Below are 14,288 nucleotides of genomic sequence, written 5' to 3'. Positions count from 1 at the left end.
CGGTATCAGGTGGCACGCGGGCGGGGAGCCCTCGCGCGCAGGCTGCGCTGCCGAGAGGCGGATTTCACAGCTGGGCGAACACAGATGCATGCGAAACCCGCCTCTCGGCAGGGCGGATCCGGCAGCGCCCTACGGGGTCGGGTGGTGGGCGTCGTAGCGGTGGAAGCCCCGGGCAGTGCGCAGCAGCACGAGCATGATGCCGAAGATGAGCACCCCGCCCACGAGCGGCGACGCCCACAGCGCGAACAGCGTCGCGAGACCGCCCGCCACGAGGTCGCCCACGCGCGGGCCGCCCGCCACCACCACGTAGAAGAGCCCCTGCATGCGTCCGCGCACATCGTCGGGCGCGGCCGCCTGCAGGATCGTGGTGCGGAACACGGCGCTCACGTTGTCCGCGGCGCCCGCTCCCGCGAGTGCGAGACCCGCCAGCACGATCGCGAGAACGTCGGCGGGGATGAAGGCGTCGTCGTGGGCCGCGACCATCGCGACCAGGCGCTCGTCGACGCCCAGCGAAGCGAGCAGCAGCACGACCCCGAAGAGGGCCGTGCAGATCCCGAACGCGGCCACCGCGAGCGTCACCGCGCGTCCCTGCCGTCGCACCGCACCCAGCGGCCCCGAGACGAGGCCGCTCAGCAGCGCGCCCACCGCGAACGAGGCGGTGAGGATGCCCACGGTCACCGGCCCGCCGCCGAGCACGATCGCCCCGGCGGCGGGGAACACCACGCGCGGCTGGCCCAGGATCATCGCGATCAGATCCCAGACGAAGGTGGCGCGCACGTTCGGAGCGCGCCGCAGGAAGCGCATGCTGTCGGCCACCGACCCGATGCCGACGCCGCGCCGCTCCCCGTCGGGGGCGATCCGCGGCAGGCTCCGGATCCCGAGGAACGCGCCCGTGAACAGCACCACGTCGAGCAGGTACGTCCACGAGAAGCCCACGGTCGCCACGAGCACACCCGCGACCGCCGGCCCCACCGTCACCGCGAGCCCCATCGTGATCCCGCTGAGCGCCGCCGCCGCGGGCAGCAGCTGGGTGGGCAGCAGGCGGGGCAGGATCGCGCCCTGCGCCGCACCCTTGATCGTCGCGGAAGCGGCGTTCACCGCGGCGAGCGCGTAGTAGGGCCAGGTCGCCTCGACCCCGAGGAAGGCGATGAGGGCGAGCGTGCCCGTGCTGCACCAGGCCACGACCGCGGTGACGAGCGCGACCGTGCGCCGGTCGAAGGCGTCCGCGAGCGCACCGCCCACGAAACCCGCGAGGATCATCGGCCCGAGCGCCCACAGCGCGACGAACGACACCGCCAGCGTGGAGTGCGTGAGCTCGTAGATGTGCAGGCTCACCGCGACGATCGTCACCTGCGCGCCGATCTGCGCAACGGAGGTGCCCGTCCAGAGCTTCGCGAACGCGGGGCTCGCCGTCAGCGGGGTGGTATCGACGAGCAGTCCTCGCAGACCGCGTCGTCGGGCGGCTGATTCATCGGGGTCGTCGTGCACCGGCCCAGCCTATCCGGGCCGCCGTTGCGGGCCGCCGCTGCGGCTTCACCCGTATGCGACCCGCTCGTCGCTTCGGATGTCTCCCGTGTCTCGGATGAGATCGCTCGTTTCCATCCGAGATACGGGAGAGATCCGAAACCCGGGAGCGGGCCCGACCGAGATGGAGGCCGACCGCTCCCCCGGCGGCTCGGACATGGCACGGCGCCCCGCGCTAGGCTCGGGTTCCGTGTTCGACCCCCGCTACGACGACGATCCCCTCGCCAAGATGAAGCCCCGGCGCGGCCCGGTGCAGCGCCGCGAGGTGCCGCTCGCCCGCGGCCTCGTCGTCGAGCACAGCGAGACCGAGTGGTGCGGCGCCGTCGTGGGCGCCCGCGAGGGGCTCGTGCAGCTCGAGGACTTCCGCGGCAAGGTGCGCGCGTTCCCCCTGAGCGACGGCTTCCTCATCGACGGCGAGCCGGTGCGCCTCGTACCGCCGAAGCGCCAGCCGGCCGGGCGCCAGCGCACCGCTTCGGGTTCGTTCGCGGCGCCGCAGCAGCGCGCGCGGGTCGCGATGCCGAGTCGCATCTTCGTGGAGGGCAAGCACGACGCCGAGCTGGTGGAGCAGGTGTGGGGCGACGATCTGCGCGTCGAGGGCGTGGTGGTCGAGCTGCTGCAGGGCGCCGACAACCTGGAGCAGGTGCTCGCCGAGTTCGGTCCGGCTGCGGATCGGCGCGCCGGCGTGCTGCTGGACCACCTGGTGCGCGGCAGCAAGGAGACGCGGATCGCGGAGGCGATCGCGCGGGGGCCGCACGGGGCGCACGTGCTCATCGTCGGCCACCCCTTCGTCGACATCTGGCAGGCGGTGAAGCCCGCACGCGTGGGGCTCGAGGCGTGGCCCGAGATCCCCCGCTCGATCGAGTGGAAGACCGGTATCTGCCGCGCGCTCGGCTGGCCATCGGACGAGCCGGCCGACATCGCCGACGCGTGGGCGCGCATCCGCGGCAGGGTGCGCAACTTCCGAGATCTGGAGCCCGAGCTGGTGGGCCGGGTCGAGCACCTCATCGACTTCGTCACGGTGGGCTGAGCTGGGCGCGAACGCGCAGAAAGCGCTGCCGGCCTACCGCCTGGGCGGAGTATTCTGGAGGGGTGCGCGAGGCGAGGAGGCGCTGTGTCGAAACCCGTGTTCCTGATGATGCCCGAGTGGCAGGGATCCGCCTCGTCGCGCGCGATGCAGCTCGCAGAGGGAGCGGAGACGCTGCGCGAGGATCTGCCGTCCTCCGCCACCCGCGAGGTGGCGGTGCCGCTCGAAGCCGGTGACGCGATGGGCACACCAGTGGCGCGTCTGAGCAGCCTGCTGCGCGCCCGCGACGCGGCGCGGCAGACGATCGGCGAGCTCGACGGCGCTCCCCCGCTGATCGTCGGCGGCGACTGCGCCTCGTCACTGGCGGGTCTCGAAGCGGCGGTGCGCGCGCACGGCGCGGATCGCCTCGCGGTGCTCTGGTTCGACGCGCACCCCGATCTGCAGCACCCGAGCACGTCGCCGTCGGGTGCCGCCTCCGGCATGACGCTGCGACACGCTCTCGGTGACGGCTCCCCGGATCTCGCGAGCGCGGATCCCATCGATCCGCTACTGCTCACGCTCGTCGGCACGCGGGCGATCGACCCCGAAGAGGAGACGGAGATCGAACGGCGCGGCGTGCACGTGCTCGACCCGGTTTCGATCTCGGGCGTCACCGACCCTGAGCAGGCTCCTGATCCCGATGCGCTCGCCGCCGCGGTGCGGGATCGACTCGCGCAGTCGGGCGCCGCGTACGTGTACGTGCACGTCGACTTCGACGTGCTCGACCCGGCGGAATTCTCAGCCGTGCACGAGGCGGTGCCCTTCGGGGTGACGGTGGCGCAGCTGACGGCGGCGATCCGCGCCGCGGTGGCCGCGCTACCGCTTGCCGGGGCCGCGATCTGCGAGTTCGCGCCGGCGAATGCCTCGGCGGCGGCCGAGGATCTGCCGACGGTGCTGCGGGTGCTCGCGGCGCTCACCTCGGGGGCGGCGCGATGACGGAGTCGGCACCGGCGGCGAATGAGCAGAGCACCCCACGCTCCCGCTGGCCCTTCGCGCGCCTCGGCTATCTGTACGCCACGACGGTCGGATTCGTGTGGGGTTCCATCTGGAGCACCGGCCGCGTGGAGCGGCACGAGGGTCTCTGGGTGTTCCGGGGCATGCCGCGGTGGACGTTCGGTCGCGGCGGCAGCTGCGTCGGATCCTGCTATCTCACCGACCGCAACACCTCGCCCGCAGTGCTGCGGCACGAGCTGGTGCATCGTGAGCAGTGGCGGCGCTACGGTTTCGCGATGCCGCTGCTCTACCTGCTCGCCGGTCGCGATCCGCTGCGCAACCGCTTCGAGATCGAGGCCGGTCTGGAAGACGGCGGTTATGTGCGGCGGCGCTCCGCTGCGAGGCACCGCGCGGGCTGAGCCGCGGATCTTGCCACTTCGCTCACAGGCGGGCGAGTCCGCCTGTGCGAGCGGAGTTGTCCACACATCGGGGATTCCAGCCACCTCCATCCATTCACAGTGGCAGCATTGGGTACGCATAGAGCAGAATGGAGGTGTGATCGAATGGACCGAGCCCCAGATATGGACCCTCATCGGCGTGTTCGCCGCCGCGCTCGTCGGCATGATCACATTCACGACCCAGGTGATGTGGCGCGCGATCGCCGCACAGTTCGCCTCATTCAGAGCGGAAATGCGGGCCGAGTTCGCCGCGCTGCGGACCGAGACGAGTGCCGAACTCGCCGCGTCACGGGCCGAGTTCACCGCGTCCCGAGCCGAGACCAGCGCCGAGCTCGCCGAGATACGGGCCGAGATCGGATCGCTGCGCACAGAGGTCCGCCATCTCGACCGCGACGTGCAGGCGATCAGCCGCCGGGTGTTTCCCGAGTAGCCGCGACCTCACCCTCTACACTGGCCGCATGAGCAGCGAAGCCCCGTTCCCCGGCGACGACGAGTTCCGGTTCCTCACGGGCGATGCCGCGCGCGTGCACCGCACGGCCCCGCTGCCGAGAGTCGAGCGCGTCTCGGCGCGCGTCACCGATGGCCGCGCGATGAGCGGACTGCGCTTCGGCGCTCCTGAGGATCCCGAGCTCGTGGTGCTGCACGGCGCCGGCTTGAACGCGCACAGCTTCGATCCGGCGCTGCTCGCATTCGGCCGGCCCGCGCTCGCACTCGACCTGCCGGGGCACGGCCGCAGCGACTGGCGCGACGACGCCGACTACCGCCCGCACCTGCTCGCGGCAGACATCGTGTCGGCGCTCGATCGGCTCGCACCCGCCCCGGTCACGCTCCTCGGGCACTCGCTCGGCGGGCTCGCCGCCGCACTCGTGGCGCAGGCCAGACCCGAGCGGGTACGGCGCCTCGTGATGGTCGACATCACCCCCGGCATCACGCCGGGCGGCGATGCGGGGGCGGTGGTCGAGTTCATCACGGGGCAGCGCCACTACGGCTCCGTCGACGAGATCGTCGATCGCGCGATCCGCTTCGGCATCGGCTCCGACCGCGCCGCGCTCACCCGGGGCGTCGCTCTCAACACGCGCCGTCGCCCGGACGGCCGGCTCGAGTGGACGCACCACCTCGCCCACCTCGATGCGCTGCCGGGCTCGGCCGACGGTGATCCGCACCCCTATTCCCCGATCTGGTCGGCGCTGCAGACCCTTGAGGCTCCGGTGACGCTCGTGCGGGCGCAGCACGGGATCTTGAACAACGCACTCGTCGAGGAGTGGCGGGAGCGCCTGCCGGGCACCGAGATCATCACCGTTCCAGGCCCGCACAACCTGCACGAGGCCGACCCCGAGCTGCTCGCCTCGATCGTGCGCGATCTCTGACCGCGGCCCGCGATCGGAACCGCCTAGGATGAGGCTGTGACCTCCACTCTGCTGCCCATCGAAGGCACCTACAACTTCCGAGACCTCGGCGGGTTCCGCGCCGACGGCGGACGCACGAAGCCGGGAGCGCTCTTCCGCTCCGACGCGCTCGCCGCGCTCAGCGACCGGGGTCGCGAGCAGATCGCCGAGCTCTCCGTCGCGCGGGTGATCGACCTGCGCGACGACGCCGAGCGCGGCCCGCAGCCCGACCTCGTGCCAGAGAGCACCGTCGTCGTGCCCCACCCCATCTTCCCCGACGTGACGCAGCACATCTCGGAGCAGCTCGACATCTACGAACTCACCGAGCTGCTCTACCTCGAGCACGGCGACCGTCTCGCTTCGGCCGTGACGATGCTCGCCGAGCCTGGCGCGACCGTGTTCCACTGCACTGCCGGGAAGGACCGCACCGGCGCGGTCGCGGCCCTCACGCTGCTGGCGGTGGGCGTGGAACGCGACGACGTGATGCACGACTACGCCGCTTCGGAGCAGAACCTCAGCGGCGCGTGGCGGGCGAAGAACCTCGAGCTGATCCGTCACCTCGGCATCGAGGTGACCCCGGCGCTCGAACAGCTGCTCGTCGCGACACCGCTGGAGGCGATCGACCGGGCACTCACCGCGGTCGATGAGCGTTTCGGCTCGGTGCGCGACTATCTGCGGGCGAACGAGGTCTCAGACACCACGATCGAGCAGCTCCACGCGCAGCTGGTCGAGTAGCGGGTCGCGGCCCGGGTGCGGGGCTTCGTCGGTTCCGCGCCGAGGCGGACCGGGCGGAGCCGCTCCGGGCGGCTCCGTTCAGACTCGGCGGATCGGTTCAGCTCTCGACGCGCAGCCCGCGCAGGATCGCGTCGCGCAGGTCTTCGGGGGCGCAGTTCTCGCGCTCTTCCTCGCAGGCACGACGCACCACCTCGGTGAGGCGGATGCAGACGGTCTCCTCGTCGCGGCAGCCGGGGCAGTTCTCGAGGTGCTCCCGGATCGGCGCGGACTCTTCGGCGCAGAGCTCGCCGCGCAGCAGCTCGTAGAGGTTGGCCTTGGCCTTCTCGCAACCGCAATCGCTCATCGCGCCGCTCCCTCTTCCGTGTTCTTCGTCTTCGTGCGGCCGGCCCGCTTCGTCGTGCTGCCTGCCGCATTGAGTCCAACGCCCTGCTCGCGCGCGTATTCCCCGAGGCTCTTGCGCAGCCTGGTGCGGCCCCGGTGGAGGCGGCTCATGACGGTGCCGATGGGCACTTCGGCGATGTCGGCGATCTCCTGGTAGCTGAAGCCTTCGACGTCGGCGAGGTAGACGGCCATGCGGAAATCCTCGGGCAGCGCGTTGAGCGCTTCGCTCACCACCGAGTCCGGGGTGCGGTCGATGGCCTCCGCCTCGGCGGATCGGGCCGACATCGCCGTGGCCGATTCCGCACCGCCCAGCTGCCAGTCCTCGAGCTCGTCGACAGCTCCGAGGTACGGCTCCCGCTGCCGCTTGCGGTAGGTGTTGATGTAGCTGTTCGTCATGATCCGATACAGCCAGGCTTTGAGGTTCGTGCCCTCCTGGAACGAGGCGAACGCCGAGAACGCCTTGAGGAAGGTCTCCTGCACGAGATCTTGCGCGTCCTGCGGATTGCGGGTCATCTTCATCGCCGCCCCGTACAACTGGTCGAGCAGCGGCAGCGCTTCCTGGGTGAAGCGCTGTTCCAGGACCGCCTGGTCGTCGTGCGCAGTGGTGTCACTCACACACCCGATCCTACGCCTCCCCGCCTGAGCCACGCCCGCGCCCCCGCTCCTCAGCCCCCGCCCCTCAGCCCCCGCCCGCACCACTCCCCTCCCCTTCCCGCCCCTCCCCCTCCCCGCAGTTCAGGATGTGGATCGCAGTTCAGACAGGGCCTTCTCGCCGAATTCCTCCGTCTGAGCTGCGATCTCCGCCCTGACCGAAGGAGACGAGGATGGCGGATCGGGGAGGTCCGGAGGCAGGCGGGGTCCGGGGGGGGGCAGGAGGGGTCCGGGGGGGCAGGAGGGGTCCGGGGGCAGGGGAGGTTCGGGGGTAGGCGGGCAGGTCCGGGCGGGGTGCGCGGTAGACTCGGGATCGATGCTTGAAGCGAAGATGAACCAGGGCAAGGACGGCGACGAGGCCCGCGCGGGCGAGGGCCCCGGCGAGCTCGCCGCGCTCTGGCCCGCGCCGCTCGCGGAGGGCGCGCTCGACGCCCGTGTCGCGCTTCCGGGGTCGAAGTCGTTGACCGGCCGCGAGCTGATCCTGGCTGCGCTCGCGGATGGTCCCGGCCTGCTGCGCGCTCCGCTGCACTCGCGCGACTCCGCGCTCATGATCGATGCGCTGCGCGCACTCGGCACGGGCATCGAGGAGCTGCCCACGAACAGTTCTTTCGGCCCCGATCTGCGCGTGCTTCCTGCTGCGGAGCTGACGGGTTCGACCAGCATCGGCTGCGGTCTCGCGGGCACTGTGATGCGCTTCGTGCCGCCGGTCGCGGCGCTCGCGCTCGGCCCGGTCGCCTTCGACGGCGATCCGTACGCCCGCAAGCGTCCGATGCGCCCGGTGCTCGACGCGCTGCGCGCGCTCGGTGCCGACATCGCCGATGAGGGGCGGGGCGCGCTGCCCTTCACGGTGCACGGCACCGGATCCCTGCGCGGCGGCCGGGTCGAGCTCGACGCCTCGCTGTCGAGCCAGTTCGTCTCGGCACTGCTGCTCTCGGGTGCGCGCTTCGCGGAGGGTGTGCACGTCGTGCACACGGGCGAGCGTCTGCCGAGCCTGCCGCACATCGAGATGACCATCGAGACGCTCCGAGCGCGCGGCGTCGAGGTCCTCTCCCCCGCCGCCGGCGAGTGGGTGGTGGCGCCCGGCCCGATCCGCGCCCTCGATGTTTCCATCGAGCCCGATCTTTCGAATGCGGCGCCGTTCCTCGCCGCAGCGGTCGCGGTCGGCGGTCGGGTTGTCGTGCCCGGCTGGCCGTCGGCCACGACGCAGGTCGGCGACCAGCTGCGCACGCTGCTGCCGGCGTTCGGCGCGGAAGCCGTGCTCGCGGCCGACGGCTCGCTCGCGGTGTCCGGCGCCGGCCGACTGCGCGGCGTGCGCCTGCACGTGCCGGAAGCCGGGGAGCTCGCCCCCACTCTGGTGGGTCTCGCCGCGCTCGCCGCGCACGGCTCCGACGGATCCGACGGCGAGGCGAGCGAGATCACCGGCATCGGCCACATCCGCCACCATGAGACCGACCGCATCGCCGCGCTCGTCGCCGAGATCAACGGCCTCGGCGGCCGTGCCCGCGAGCTCGACGACGGCATCGCGGTCGATCCGGCCCCCCTGCACGGCGGCCGCTGGCGGAGTTACGCGGATCACCGCATGGCGACGACGGGCGCGCTCATCGGGCTGCGCGTGCCGGGCGTCGAGGTGGAGGACATCGCGTCGACGTCGAAGACGCTGCCGCAGTTCCCGGAGCTGTGGCGGCGCATGCTCGGCTTCGAGCCGGAGGCCGGCGGCGGCGCGGGCCCCGCACCGCGCGTCGGCGAGGCGGGCGCGCCCCCGCACGACCAGTACGTGTTCCCCGACATGCGAGACCTGCTGCTGTAATGAGTTGGCTGATCCCCGACGACGAAGACGGCCCGTACGCCGAGTACGCCGATCACGCCGTGCGCCAGCGCCCCAATCCGAAGGCGAACCGGCCTCGCACGAAGCGGCGCCCGGAGCACGGCGACGCGGTCGTGGGCATGGTGACGGCGGTGGATCGCGGCCGGTACACGGCGCTCGTCGCGCGCGGCGCCGATCCGGTCGACCCTGCCGAGCGGGTCGTGGTCGCGGCCCGAGCCCGCGAGCTGCGCCGCACGCCCATCGTGATCGGCGATCGGGTGCAGCTCGTCGGCGACACCAGCGGGCAGGAGGGCTCGCTCGCGCGGATCGTGAGCATCGAGGATCGCCGCACGCTGCTGCGCCGCAGTGCGGACGACAGCGACACCGTCGAGCGGGTGATGGTGGCGAACGCGGATCAGATGCTGATCGTGGTGGCCGCCGCCAACCCCGAGCCGCGCGTGCGTCTCGTGGATCGCTACCTGGTGGCGGCGTACGATGCGGGGATCCGCCCGCTGCTGTGCATCACGAAGACGGATCTCGCCGACCCGGAACCGTTCCTCGCCTACTTCTCGGCGCTCGAGGTGCCCGTCTTCCGGTCTCGGCCGGGAGCCTGGCCGCTGGCCGAGATCCGCGCCTCGCTCGCGGGCCGCACCACGGTCTTCGTGGGGCACTCGGGCGTCGGCAAGTCGACGCTCATCAACGAGCTCGTGCCGGAGGCCGGCCGTGCGACGGGGCACGTCAACGAGGTGACGGGGCGCGGGCGCCACACCTCGTCGTCGTCGGTGGCGTACCGCGCTGAGACGGCGGGGTGCCCGGGCGGCGACAGCGGCTGGGTGATCGACACTCCCGGTGTGCGCTCCTTCGGCCTCGGCCATGTCACGAGCGAGGGCATTCTGCGCGGCTTCACCGATCTCGCCGGCATCATCGACGCTTGCCCGCGCGGCTGCACCCATCTGGAGGACGCGCCCGACTGCGAGCTCGATGCGGCGGTCGCCGACGGCCGACTCGACGCCGGGGGCGCGGCGCGCGTGGAGTCGCTGCGCCGCCTGTTGAAGTAGCGCGCCGATAGGCTGGAGGCATGACCGAACGCGTGATCCTCGAGCCCACTCAGCCCGCCCCCGACTTCTCGCTCCTCGATCAAGACGGGGCGCGTCGCTCGCTCACCGATTTCCGGGGCGAGAAGGTCGTGCTGTTCTTCATCCCGGAGGCCATGACCCCGGCGTGCACGAAGGAGTCGTGCGAGTTCCAGGAGTCGTCGGCGTCGCTCGCCGCGGCCGGCTACCGGGTGCTGGGCGTGTCGCGCGACGCGGTGGAGCGGCTGCGCCGCTTCGCCGACCGCGACGGCCTGGAGTACCCGTTCCTCAGCGACCCCGAGGCCGAGGTGCACCGCGCCTACGGCGCCTACGGCACCAAGAACAGCTACGGCCGCATCATCGAGGGCGTGATCCGTTCGACGTTCGTGATCGACGAGGAGGGCCGGATCGCCCACGCGCTCTACAACGTGAAGGCGACCGGTCACGTCGCGCGGGTGCGCAAGCTGCTCGGGCTCGACACGGCCTGAATGATTCGGGGCGGATCGCGATCCGCTGATCCGCCCCCACCGCCCACCGGGATCCGCGGTTACCGCTCCTCGGCGGGTTCCCCGCTCGGCTGCGCGGCGGGCCGCGCCAGGATCGACGCCGTGAACCCGGCGAGGGCGAGCGCCACGAGCGCGAAGCCGAGCCACCACGGGCCGATCCCGATCTGCAGGCAGCCGGTGCCCGCCGCGAACAGCAGTACGTGGATCGTGAGCGAGGATCCGCGCACCCAACTGGCCTGCGCCTTCACCGCGCCGACGAGGGTGACCGCCACCCAGGCGAAGGCGAGCGCCGCGGTCACGATGAGGCTGAGATTCTGCAGCGGATCGCCTCCGGGTGCGAACGCTCCGACGATGGTGACGCCGAGCACCCAGAGCAGCAGCGCGGTCTCGGCCGCCAGCAGCGCTCCCAGCGCCCGCCAGGCGACTCGGGACCGCGGGTGATCAGCAGGTGACGACGGCATTTCGAGCCTCTTTCCAATCAATTGCAAATACACTATTGATTTGCTTCTACATCCGTGAAACTATATATTCCGTCGAGTTTCGCGCACACTGACGTGAGCATTCTCAGCCACGTTTCAGGTAGTTACGGCGCGAGATTCCGGGCATCAGCCTCCAGTGTATTTCGTGTGCGTGCGTTTACAAATGGAGGACACACATGGATTGGCGCGAGAAGGCTGCTTGCCTCACCGTAGACCCCGAGCTTTTCTTCCCGGTGGGCAACACCGGGCCGGCGGTCGAGCAGATCGAGCGCGCGAAGTCGGTCTGCGCCCGCTGCACCGTGACCGAGATGTGCCTGCAGTACGCCATGGACACCGGCCAGGATTCCGGCGTCTGGGGCGGCCTCAGCGAGGATGAGCGCCGCGCCCTCAAGCGCCGCGCCGCTCGCGCGCGCCGCGCCTCCTGATCCCCCGGCGGCTTCCGAGCCCGCCGTGACAGCCCCCGCCTCGCCGATGCACTCGGCGGAGCGGGGGCTGTCGCACTACTGGGACGCTTTCGCAGAGCGGGGCTCCCGGCACAGCGGGGCTCCCGGCACGCAGACCCCGCACGCGCACGACGGCCCGGGCTCCGAAGAGCCCGGGCCGTCGTGCATGTCGGCGTCTCAGTCGGTGCCGGCGTCGAACGCGGCCGAGAGACCGAGAGCGTCGCCCTCCTCGTCGATGCCGCCGACGGCGTCGGCGATCTCGGCGGCTCCGCCCGCTTCGAGCTCACCCACGAGCTCGGCGGTGGCGCCGCCCACGAGCCCGAGCTGCGCGTACTGCTCGAGGCGCGCACGCGAGTCGGCGATGTCGAGGTTGCGCATGGTGAGCTGGCCGATGCGATCCTCCGGACCGAAGGCGGCGCCCACGGTGCGCTCCATCGAGAGCTTCTCGGGGTGGTAGCTGAGGTTCGGGCCGGTGGTGTTGAGGATCGTGTAGTCGTCGCCGCGGCGCAGGCGCACCGTGACCTCGCCGGTGATCGCCGAGCCGACCCAGCGCTGCAGCGCCTCGCGCAGCATGAGCGACTCGGGGTCGAGCCAGCGGCCCTCGTACATGAGGCGGCCGAGCTTGCGGCCGTCGGTGTGGTACGAGGCGAGCGTGTTCTCGTTGTGGATCGCGTTGACGAGCCGTTCGTAGGTGATGTGCAGCAGCGCCATGCCGGGGGCCTCGTAGATGCCGCGCGACTTCGCCTCGATGATGCGGTTCTCGATCTGGTCGCTGGCGCCCAGGCCGTGACGGCCGCCGATCGCGTTCGCCTCGTAGACGAGCGCCACCGGGTCGTCGAACTCGACGCCGTTGATCGCGACGGGGCGGCCCGCCTCGAAGCGCACCGAAACCTCCTCGGTGGCCACCTCGACGTCTTCGCGCCAGGCGGCGACGCCCATGATGGGCTCGACGATGTCGAGGCCGGCGTCGAGGAACTCGAGCTTCTTGGCCTCGTGGGTGGCGCCCCAGATGTTGGCGTCGGTCGAGTACGCCTTCTCGGTGGAGTCGCGGTAGGGGTAGCCGTGGGCGACGAGCCACTCGCTCATCTCCTGGCGGCCGCCGAGCTCTTCGACGAACTGCTTGTCGAGCCACGGCTTGTAGATGCGCAGCGCTGGGTTGGCCATGAGGCCGTAGCGGTAGAAGCGCTCGATGTCGTTGCCCTTGTAGGTGGATCCGTCGCCCCAGATGTCGACGCCGTCCTCCTTCATGGCGCGCACCAGCAGCGTGCCGGTGACGGCGCGGCCGAGCGGCGTAGTGTTGAAGTAGGTCTTGCCGCCCGAGCGCACGTTGAAGGCGCCGGTCTGCAGGGCGACGAAGCCCTCCTCGACCAGGGCGCGCTTCGCGTCGACGTGGCGAGCGATCTCGGCACCGTACTCCTTCGCGCGGCCGGCGACCCCGTCAATGTCGGGCTCGTCGTACTGCCCGATGTCGGCGGTGTACGTGCACGGGATGGCGCCGTTCTCGCGCATCCAAGCGACCGCGCACGAGGTATCGAGACCACCGGAGAATGCAATGCCGACGCGTTCGCCGACAGGCAGGGAAGAAAGCACCTTAGACATGCTTCCCATCCTACTGGGCGGAAGGACGCGCCCGGTTCGCTGCGGCATCGACCCCGACCCGGCCCGGACAGCGACACGGCCCGACACCGACGCGGCCCGACGCTGGCCAGGTCACGGCTCCCGGATCCCCCGGGCCCCGGATCGTGCTCGACCCGGAGCTCCGGTCTCAGATCAGCCCGAGCCGCCGCACCGCGTCGCGCTCCGCCACGAGCTCGGCCACCGAGGCGTCGATGCGCTGCCGCGAGAACTCGTCGACGGTCAGGCCCTCGACGATCTCCCAGTCGCCGCCGCGCGACACGACCGGGAACGACGAGACGAGCCCCTCCGGCACACCGTACTCCCCGTGCGACACCACCGCGGCGCTCGTGCGGCGCTCGACCCCACCTGCCCCGGTGCCCGTGCCCAGCATCCAGTCGCGCACGTGCTCGATGGCGGCGTTGGCGGCCGACGCGACCGAGGACCCGCCCCGCACCTCAATGATCTCGGCGCCGCGCTTCGCGACCCTGTCGATGTAGGCCCCGCGCCCCCACGCCGGGTCGATGACGTCGAGCGCCGCACGTCCGCCGACGGTGGCGTGGCTGAGATCGGGGTACTGCGTGGCCGAGTGGTTGCCCCAGATGGTGATGCCGTCGACGTCGGTCACCGTCGCGCCGGCTTCGCCGGCGAGCAGCCCCACGGCGCGGTTGTGGTCGAGGCGGGTGAGCGCGGTGAAGCGCTCGGCAGGCACGTCGGGCGCGTGCTGCTGGGCGATGAGGGCGTTGGTGTTGGCGGGGTTGCCGACCACGATCACGCGCACATCGTCGGCCGCATGCGCGCCGATCGCGCGACCCTGCGGCCCGAAGATGGCGCCGTTCGCTTCGAGCAGTTCGCCGCGTTCCATGCCGGCGGTGCGGGGGCGCGATCCGATGAGCATCGCCACGTTCGCGCCGTCGAACGCCGCATCGGGGTCATCGACGAGCTCGATGCTCGAGAGCAGCGGGAAGGCGCAGTCGGTCAGTTCGAGCGCGGCCCCCTCGGCCGCACGCATGCCCTGCGGGATCTCGAGCAGGCGCAGCGCGACGCGCTGGTCGGCGCCGAGCATGTCTCCGGCCGCGATGCGGAAGAGCGCTGCGTAGCCGATCTGGCCGCCCGCTCCCGTCAGCGTCACGGTGATGGGCTGCGTGGTGTTGGTCACTGCGTCTCCTTCATCTCAGGCGGCGGATCGCCGCGGATCGCCGCGGATCGTGGCGGATCGTGGCGGATCGCGGCGGATCG

Annotated in this window: 16 protein-coding genes; 10 read left to right on the top strand and 6 right to left on the bottom strand. The window is 71.5% G+C overall.

What is annotated here, in order from left to right:
- Positions 1-129: 129 nt before the first annotated feature.
- Positions 130-1,488 carry an MFS transporter gene (locus H629_RS0105780; protein ID WP_024356351.1) on the bottom strand — a complete coding sequence of 453 codons (1,359 nt, stop codon included), beginning with the start codon at positions 1,486-1,488 and terminating at the stop codon, positions 130-132.
- A gap of 226 nt (positions 1,489-1,714) precedes the next feature.
- Between H629_RS0105780 and H629_RS0105775 the strand changes: the two genes are divergently transcribed.
- The 6 genes from H629_RS0105775 to H629_RS0105750 all read left to right on the top strand — a co-directional run bounded on the left by H629_RS0105775 (position 1,715) and on the right by H629_RS0105750 (position 6,098).
- Complete coding sequence (locus tag H629_RS0105775; RefSeq protein WP_024356350.1) at positions 1,715-2,551, top strand: DUF3097 domain-containing protein; 837 nt, start codon at positions 1,715-1,717, stop codon at positions 2,549-2,551.
- A gap of 84 nt (positions 2,552-2,635) precedes the next feature.
- A complete protein-coding gene (locus H629_RS0105770) occupies positions 2,636-3,523 on the top strand; it encodes an arginase family protein (RefSeq protein ID WP_024356349.1) in 888 nt (295 codons plus the stop codon).
- Positions 3,520-3,939 carry a hypothetical protein gene (locus H629_RS0105765; RefSeq protein WP_024356348.1) on the top strand — a complete coding sequence of 140 codons (420 nt, stop codon included), beginning with the start codon at positions 3,520-3,522 and terminating at the stop codon, positions 3,937-3,939. Before H629_RS0105770 ends, H629_RS0105765 begins: the two co-directional genes overlap by 4 nt.
- Positions 3,940-4,117: 178 nt before the next feature.
- The gene (locus H629_RS0105760; protein WP_152485651.1) at positions 4,118-4,408 is read left to right on the top strand and encodes a hypothetical protein; all 291 of its coding nucleotides are present in this window, start codon (positions 4,118-4,120) and stop codon (positions 4,406-4,408) included.
- A 28-nt stretch (positions 4,409-4,436) separates the two neighbouring features.
- Positions 4,437-5,345: an alpha/beta fold hydrolase gene (locus tag H629_RS0105755; RefSeq protein WP_024356346.1), complete on the top strand. Its 909-nt coding sequence runs from the start codon at positions 4,437-4,439 to the stop codon at positions 5,343-5,345.
- Positions 5,346-5,381: 36 nt separating this feature from the next.
- Entirely contained in the window at positions 5,382-6,098 is a 717-nt protein-coding gene (locus tag H629_RS0105750) for a tyrosine-protein phosphatase (RefSeq protein ID WP_024356345.1), read from the top strand.
- Positions 6,099-6,195: 97 nt separating this feature from the next.
- On the opposite strand, the gene H629_RS0105745 is transcribed toward H629_RS0105750, so the two are convergent.
- Positions 6,196-6,441 (bottom strand): zf-HC2 domain-containing protein, encoded by a 246-nt coding sequence (locus H629_RS0105745; RefSeq protein WP_024356344.1) that lies wholly within the window; start codon positions 6,439-6,441, stop codon positions 6,196-6,198.
- A complete protein-coding gene (locus H629_RS14015) occupies positions 6,438-7,094 on the bottom strand; it encodes a sigma-70 family RNA polymerase sigma factor (RefSeq protein ID WP_024356343.1) in 657 nt (218 codons plus the stop codon). Before H629_RS14015 ends, H629_RS0105745 begins: the two co-directional genes overlap by 4 nt.
- A gap of 352 nt (positions 7,095-7,446) precedes the next feature.
- Here H629_RS14015 and aroA point away from each other — a divergent pair, with 352 nt between their 5' ends.
- Genes aroA through H629_RS0105725 form a run of 3 tightly spaced genes read left to right on the top strand, consistent with a single transcriptional unit; the run spans position 7,447 to position 10,495 of the window.
- Positions 7,447-8,937 carry a 3-phosphoshikimate 1-carboxyvinyltransferase gene (gene aroA / locus H629_RS0105735; RefSeq protein ID WP_024356342.1) on the top strand — a complete coding sequence of 497 codons (1,491 nt, stop codon included), beginning with the start codon at positions 7,447-7,449 and terminating at the stop codon, positions 8,935-8,937.
- Positions 8,937-9,992 carry a ribosome small subunit-dependent GTPase A gene (rsgA, locus tag H629_RS0105730; RefSeq protein WP_024356341.1) on the top strand — a complete coding sequence of 352 codons (1,056 nt, stop codon included), beginning with the start codon at positions 8,937-8,939 and terminating at the stop codon, positions 9,990-9,992. The genes aroA and rsgA overlap by 1 nt, the downstream gene beginning before the upstream one ends.
- 20 nt (positions 9,993-10,012) lie before the next feature.
- Entirely contained in the window at positions 10,013-10,495 is a 483-nt protein-coding gene (locus tag H629_RS0105725) for a peroxiredoxin (protein WP_024356340.1), read from the top strand.
- A 59-nt stretch (positions 10,496-10,554) separates the two neighbouring features.
- Here the strand turns inward: H629_RS0105725 and H629_RS0105720 are convergent, their stop codons facing one another.
- Entirely contained in the window at positions 10,555-10,974 is a 420-nt protein-coding gene (locus H629_RS0105720; protein ID WP_024356339.1) for a hypothetical protein, read from the bottom strand.
- A 194-nt stretch (positions 10,975-11,168) separates the two neighbouring features.
- On the opposite strand from H629_RS0105720, the gene H629_RS0105715 reads away from it, so the two are divergent.
- Positions 11,169-11,417, top strand: a complete 249-nt coding sequence (locus H629_RS0105715; RefSeq protein ID WP_017884807.1) for a WhiB family transcriptional regulator — start codon at positions 11,169-11,171, stop codon at positions 11,415-11,417.
- 195 nt (positions 11,418-11,612) lie between these two features.
- Here the strand turns inward: H629_RS0105715 and argG are convergent, their stop codons facing one another.
- Together argG and H629_RS0105705 are read right to left on the bottom strand one after the other, a co-directional pair.
- A complete protein-coding gene (gene argG / locus H629_RS0105710) occupies positions 11,613-13,034 on the bottom strand; it encodes an argininosuccinate synthase (RefSeq protein WP_024356338.1) in 1,422 nt (473 codons plus the stop codon).
- Between the two features lie 166 nt (positions 13,035-13,200).
- Positions 13,201-14,208 (bottom strand): malate dehydrogenase, encoded by a 1,008-nt coding sequence (locus H629_RS0105705; RefSeq protein WP_024356337.1) that lies wholly within the window; start codon positions 14,206-14,208, stop codon positions 13,201-13,203.
- Positions 14,209-14,288 lie beyond the last annotated feature (80 nt).

Source organism: Leucobacter chironomi DSM 19883, assembly GCF_000421845.1.
Taxonomy (GTDB): domain Bacteria; phylum Actinomycetota; class Actinomycetes; order Actinomycetales; family Microbacteriaceae; genus Leucobacter; species Leucobacter chironomi.
This window is presented reverse-complemented; position numbering and strand designations above follow the sequence as displayed.

Bases quoted from the DNA above. Each gene is read 5' to 3' on its own strand.
- H629_RS0105745 (WP_024356344.1), bottom strand. From the start codon at position 6,441: ATGAGCGATTGCGGTTGCGAGAAGGCCAAGGCCAACCTCTACGAGCTG.
- rsgA (WP_024356341.1), top strand. From the start codon at position 8,937: ATGAGTTGGCTGATCCCCGACGACGAAGACGGCCCGTACGCCGAGTAC.
- aroA (WP_024356342.1), top strand. From the start codon at position 7,447: ATGCTTGAAGCGAAGATGAACCAGGGCAAGGACGGCGACGAGGCCCGC.
- H629_RS0105720 (WP_024356339.1), bottom strand. From the start codon at position 10,974: ATGCCGTCGTCACCTGCTGATCACCCGCGGTCCCGAGTCGCCTGGCGG.
- H629_RS0105765 (WP_024356348.1), top strand. From the start codon at position 3,520: ATGACGGAGTCGGCACCGGCGGCGAATGAGCAGAGCACCCCACGCTCC.
- H629_RS0105725 (WP_024356340.1), top strand. From the start codon at position 10,013: ATGACCGAACGCGTGATCCTCGAGCCCACTCAGCCCGCCCCCGACTTC.
- argG (WP_024356338.1), bottom strand. From the start codon at position 13,034: ATGTCTAAGGTGCTTTCTTCCCTGCCTGTCGGCGAACGCGTCGGCATT.
- H629_RS0105755 (WP_024356346.1), top strand. From the start codon at position 4,437: ATGAGCAGCGAAGCCCCGTTCCCCGGCGACGACGAGTTCCGGTTCCTC.
- H629_RS0105715 (WP_017884807.1), top strand. From the start codon at position 11,169: ATGGATTGGCGCGAGAAGGCTGCTTGCCTCACCGTAGACCCCGAGCTT.